Here is a 4,629-nt window from a genome sequence, read left to right on the forward strand (position 1 = left end):
GCTGGTGCGAAGCGGGGCTGGTTGGGGCGAAGAGAAACAGACCTGGTTTCAATGGCTCGTTGTATGACCTCCTCATACCCGCCATGTCGGAAATGAGTTTTGCGAATCGCTATAAAGGTCAATCACGCAAAGCTGCTGCGCTATGCGGACAGAAGGATTGATGATTGTCGAGCCATCGATTTCTGATTGATGAAGCGTCAAAGGACGCCGCTTTTGGAGCTAGGGAGTGCTGCGGGTGATTTCTACTGTCACGGAGCGGTGATCGGAGCCGGTTTCGGGGCCGAGGGTGCGCTTTTGCACGGTGAGGCCGCGTTTGGTGAGGACGTGGTCGATGGGGATCATCATGGGGAGGTACAGGCCCCAGGTTGGGGGCCAGACGGGGTCGGCGGAGCGGAAATCCAGGCCGCTGTTTTCACGCAGGAGGCGCATGCCTTCACACCAGGGGGTGGCATTGAAGTCGCCAGCGACGATGACTTCGCCGCTGAGGCTGGCGGCGAGGGCGGCGATGGCTGACAGGTGCTCCCGCCACTCATGCGCGCTCAAACCACCCATTGGCGGGATGGTGTGGGCGCCGATGAAGGTGAGGGGGCTGCCGTGGTGGTCCAGATTGAGCACGAGAGTGGGGAGCCGCCAGATCGTGTAGCGGCGGGCTTCGAGGCTCTTCAGGGGCAGTCGGGTGTAGCAGGCGATGCCGAAGTTCCCATCGTTCAACTCTTCCACGCGGTGCGGGTACTTCAGGCGCAGCGGTTCCAGATTGGCACGCCAGGTTTCATCGACCTCGAGCAGACAGACGATGTCGGCGTCTGATGCCAAAACATGATGGATGGCGGCGTGCGGGGTTTTGTTTTCCGTCTGGACATTGAAGGTCATGACGCGCAGGGGCTTCTCACTTGGCGCGGCCACTGCCTGGGCTGTTTGATGGTAGGCGTGGATGATCTGTGCATTCCAGAGCAGGGAGATGAGCGAGAACAGCACAAGGGAGGTGCGGCGGCGGAGGAGCGCGAAGAGCAGCACGGCAGCGCAGGCGACCAGGTATTGCAGCCGGAAGTGTGAGAGCAGATCGAACACCCAGCCGTGCCGCCCCAGGCTGCCGAGCCAGGTGCAGGTGAGCGACAAAAAAGCGATGACTTCACAGAAGCCAACCACGGATACGGAGAGCTTGAATAAAGTGGGTTTGTCGGCTGGCGGCGGGTCGTCACTCATCGGCAAGGTGAATGCTTAGCGTGGGCAGGTGTGGATGCACCTTCTTCTTGCACGGCGTTGCATGCCGTTCATGGGTGAGGGCATGGGTAAACTTCAAGATAAGATCGCAGTCGTCACCGGTGCCGGACGTGGCATTGGCAAAGCCATCGCTGAAACTTTCGCCGCCGAGGGCGCGAAAGTGGCCATCGTCAGCCGCACGCTGGCCAATGCGCAAAGCGCTGCGGATGCCATCAATGCGACGTATCCTGATGCTGCGAAGGCTTATGCGCTGGATGTGGCTGATGGGGCTGCCTGCGCCGAGGTGGGCAAGCAGATCCTCGCGGACTATGATCACGTGGACATTCTGGTGAACAATGCCGGTGTGACCAAGGACGGCCTGCTGCTGCGGATGAGCGAGGCGGACTGGGATGTGGTGCTGGACACGAATCTGAAAGGTGCTTTCAACATGGTGAAGGCTTTTCAGCGCAGCATCCTGAAACAAAAAGGGGCACGCATCATCAACATCAGTTCTGTGATCGGCCTCATTGGCAATGCTGGTCAGGCGAATTACGCGGCGAGCAAGGCGGGCCTCATCGGTTTCACCAAGTCACTGGCGCGTGAGTTTGCGGGTCGGGGTGTGACGGCCAATGTGATCTGCCCGGGGTTCATCGCGACGGACATGACGCATGTGCTCAATGATGCGGTGAAGGGGGAGATTTTGAAGAAGATCCCGCTGGGTGATCTCGGGACCGGTGAAGACATTGCGCAAGCGGTGCTGTATTTTGCCAGCCCTGCGGCGAAGTATGTGACGGGGCAGGTGCTGGCGGTGGATGGTGGGATGGTGATGTGAGGCGCGAAGCGCAATCGTCCTCCTGCTCGATCACGGCGCTGAGTTTCAAGTTACAGGTTTAAAGTTTCAAGTTGCTCCGCTGTTGCGACAGCGTGGGCGGCTTGAAGCATTGAATGCCGAAATCGAAGTCTCCGGCCTACCCCTCTGCAAACAGCATGGCGATGATGCTGACGGCATTGAAGATGGCGTGCAGGAGCATGGGGACGAGGAGGCAGCCGGTGATTTCGTAGGCGAGGCAGAAGAGTACGGCGAGCACCCACAAGGGGAGTAGGCTGCCGACGTGCATGTGAATGATGGCGAACATCAGCGAGGAGCTGAGCGCGGCGAAGGGGGCGTCGGTGTAGCGCTTTAGGACGCCATAGACAAAGCCGCGAAACAGGGTCTCCTCTGCGAGTGGGGCGATGACCACGGCGAGGAAGATGACGAGAATCTTGAGGCCGATGCTGTCTGATTCCTGGAAGGCTTTCACGGTTTCCTGGGGATTGAGGTCCGGCAGGATTTTTTGCAGCCAGTTCACCGAAATCGACGAGACCACATTCACGGAGATCAAGATGATGAGGGTGAAAACTCCGAGCGTCACCGCCAGTGAGCGCCAGTGCAGATTTTGAAGGCCAAACAGTTCAGCCGGATTCAGGCCGCGCATCTGATACAGGTAGAGCAGCAGACCTGCGCACACGGTGAGATGGAGGACCATGCCGATGATGAGGCTGCTGTCGTTGACGGTGTCTGCACCGGCGCGGCCCGCGTCAGGCGTCTGCATGGAGAGGATGAAAAACAGGCCTATGCCAGCCAGCACGAGCAGATCCGGCGCGCCGTAAGGGCGGGAGAGTACGGAGCCTTCATGATTCCAGGAGACTTCGGGCCGCAGGTGGCGCAGCAGCCAGTAAGCGACGAGGGCCATGGCTGTGGCGATGCTGGCAAAGACGGACAGATCGTGCAGAACTCCGAATGAAGACGCGTCCAGCATGATCAGTGGGCGAAACTTGGGGGAAGATAATACGGCACGCCGGGCAGGAGCTTTGGCAGCAGGCCGCTGCTCACGTCCAACTGGACCTTGGCGGGTGGTGCTCCTGCTTTGGCCGAAGCCATGCCGAGGGCATCAAACAGACTTACTTCATTGCGATACTTCACCACGCCGGCATCTGGGGCTGCGCCGAGGGTGCGGGCGAGTTCATAGGCGTCTTCCACGTAGCCGATTTGATCGACCAGCTTGGCGGCGAGGGCTTCACGGCCTGTCACGACGCGGCCATCGGCGACGGTGCTCTTGAGAAGCTCTTTGGGCACGCCGCGTGCCTCGGAGACGATGCCGAGGAAGCGGTCATACATCTGCATGACGAGATTTTGCACGTAGGCTTTTTCGTCTTCACGCATGGGGCGTGCGCCGCTCAGGGAGTCTTTGAACGCGCCGCTGGTGAAGGCGGTCATGGAGAGGCCGACTTTGCCGAAGAGCTCGCTGTAGTTCATGGTTTCGATGATCACGCCGATGCTGGCGGTGAGTGTGGTTTCGCTGGCGACGATTTTGGTGGCACCGCAGGCGACGTAGTAGCCGCCGGAGGCTGCCATGGCGTCCATGTAAACGACGACGGGCTTGACCTTGGCGGCTTTTTTCACCGCATTGTAGATGATGTCGGAGGCGGTTACTTCGCCGCCGGGGGAGTTTACCCGCAGGACGATGGCTTTCACGTTTTTGTCAGCGACGGCCTGCTCCAAGGCGGTCTTGATCGACTCCACGCTGGGCATGGCGTCGGCAAAAATGCCGCTTACGGACATGGAGGAAATAATTCCTTCGAGGTCGATGTGGACAATCTTGTCCTGGGTGGCCTGCTTGGGAGATTCGACGGTGGTTTCGTGGAGATGTTTCTTGGGACGGGCGGATGAAAAGGCGCCGGCAGAGCCGACGGCAAGGTCCATCTTGCCGAGGAAGTGGCCGACATTGAGTCCGAGACTCACAATGAGGCCGAGCAGCAGCAGGGCGATCAGGCATCCATAAGATTTATTGCTCATAAGGCGGGGATGCTAAGCGGCGGGTGGGAACTTGCCAAGGATGAATGGCACGCAGTTTGGGGTGGCTGAGGGTGAGTTTATAGCGATTCGCAAAACTCATTTCCGGAATGGAGAGTCTGAGGATGTTCGGTTTGCCGCGGAGCACCTGAACTCAAGGCTGTTAGATTGTGGGACGGAGGGTAGCGGCGGGGGCCATTCGGGAATGGGGGCGCTGGTTTTTGGCAAAGCAGAGGGGACCGGAGATTTGAACCACGGAATACACAGAATACACGGAAGGGGGATCTGATTTGAGGAGGGTGCGAAAAGGGAACGCTGTTTTTTGGCAACGGGAATGGCCGGAGTTTTGCAACGCAGAGGCTGGAACGCCGCAGAGATTTTCTTGAATCGGTTCAGAGCCAATCTGCGATTTAGTTATTCGGGAGGGGCAAAGGTGCAGAGATTCAATCGCGTGTTTCCTCAGGCGCTTTCTGGAAATCAGTTCTGGAAAACGCTACAGTGCCATTCCTGGCAGGAATGAATTGCACTCGGTTAAGGGCTGCCATCGTGAATTTTCGATGATCCTGGGCGCAGGCGTGTGGCGGTGCGTTTGTCAG

General features: G+C 58.8%; 4 protein-coding genes. 1 reads left to right on the forward strand and 3 read right to left on the reverse strand.

What is annotated here, in order from left to right; translation table 11 throughout:
- Positions 1–219: 219 nt before the first annotated feature.
- Positions 220–1,203 carry an endonuclease/exonuclease/phosphatase family protein gene (locus PSV43_RS08340; RefSeq protein ID WP_300195506.1) on the reverse strand — a complete coding sequence of 328 codons (984 nt, stop codon included), beginning with the start codon at positions 1,201–1,203 and terminating at the stop codon, positions 220–222.
- An 82-nt stretch (positions 1,204–1,285) separates the two neighbouring features.
- Between PSV43_RS08340 and fabG the strand changes: the two genes are divergently transcribed.
- Positions 1,286–2,032, forward strand: coding sequence for a 3-oxoacyl-[acyl-carrier-protein] reductase (fabG, locus tag PSV43_RS08345; protein WP_300195509.1), 747 nt, complete (start codon positions 1,286–1,288; stop codon positions 2,030–2,032).
- 136 nt (positions 2,033–2,168) lie between these two features.
- On the opposite strand, the gene PSV43_RS08350 is transcribed toward fabG, so the two are convergent.
- Both PSV43_RS08350 and sppA read right to left on the reverse strand, forming a co-directional pair.
- Positions 2,169–2,999 (reverse strand): CPBP family intramembrane glutamic endopeptidase, encoded by an 831-nt coding sequence (locus PSV43_RS08350; RefSeq protein WP_300195511.1) that lies wholly within the window; start codon positions 2,997–2,999, stop codon positions 2,169–2,171.
- A 2-nt stretch (positions 3,000–3,001) separates the two neighbouring features.
- Positions 3,002–4,036: a signal peptide peptidase SppA gene (sppA, locus tag PSV43_RS08355; RefSeq protein ID WP_300195514.1), complete on the reverse strand. Its 1,035-nt coding sequence runs from the start codon at positions 4,034–4,036 to the stop codon at positions 3,002–3,004.
- Between the last annotated feature and the right edge of the window lie 593 nt (positions 4,037–4,629).

The sequence above is a fragment of the Prosthecobacter sp. genome (genome assembly GCF_029946185.1).
GTDB lineage: Bacteria > Verrucomicrobiota > Verrucomicrobiia > Verrucomicrobiales > Verrucomicrobiaceae > Prosthecobacter.

Coding starts and splice junctions, on each gene's coding strand:
- PSV43_RS08350 (WP_300195511.1), bottom strand. CDS start 2,999: ATGCTGGACGCGTCTTCATTCGGAGTTCTGCACGATCTGTCCGTCTTT.
- PSV43_RS08340 (WP_300195506.1), bottom strand. CDS start 1,203: ATGAGTGACGACCCGCCGCCAGCCGACAAACCCACTTTATTCAAGCTC.
- fabG (WP_300195509.1), top strand. CDS start 1,286: ATGGGTAAACTTCAAGATAAGATCGCAGTCGTCACCGGTGCCGGACGT.
- sppA (WP_300195514.1), bottom strand. CDS start 4,036: ATGAGCAATAAATCTTATGGATGCCTGATCGCCCTGCTGCTGCTCGGC.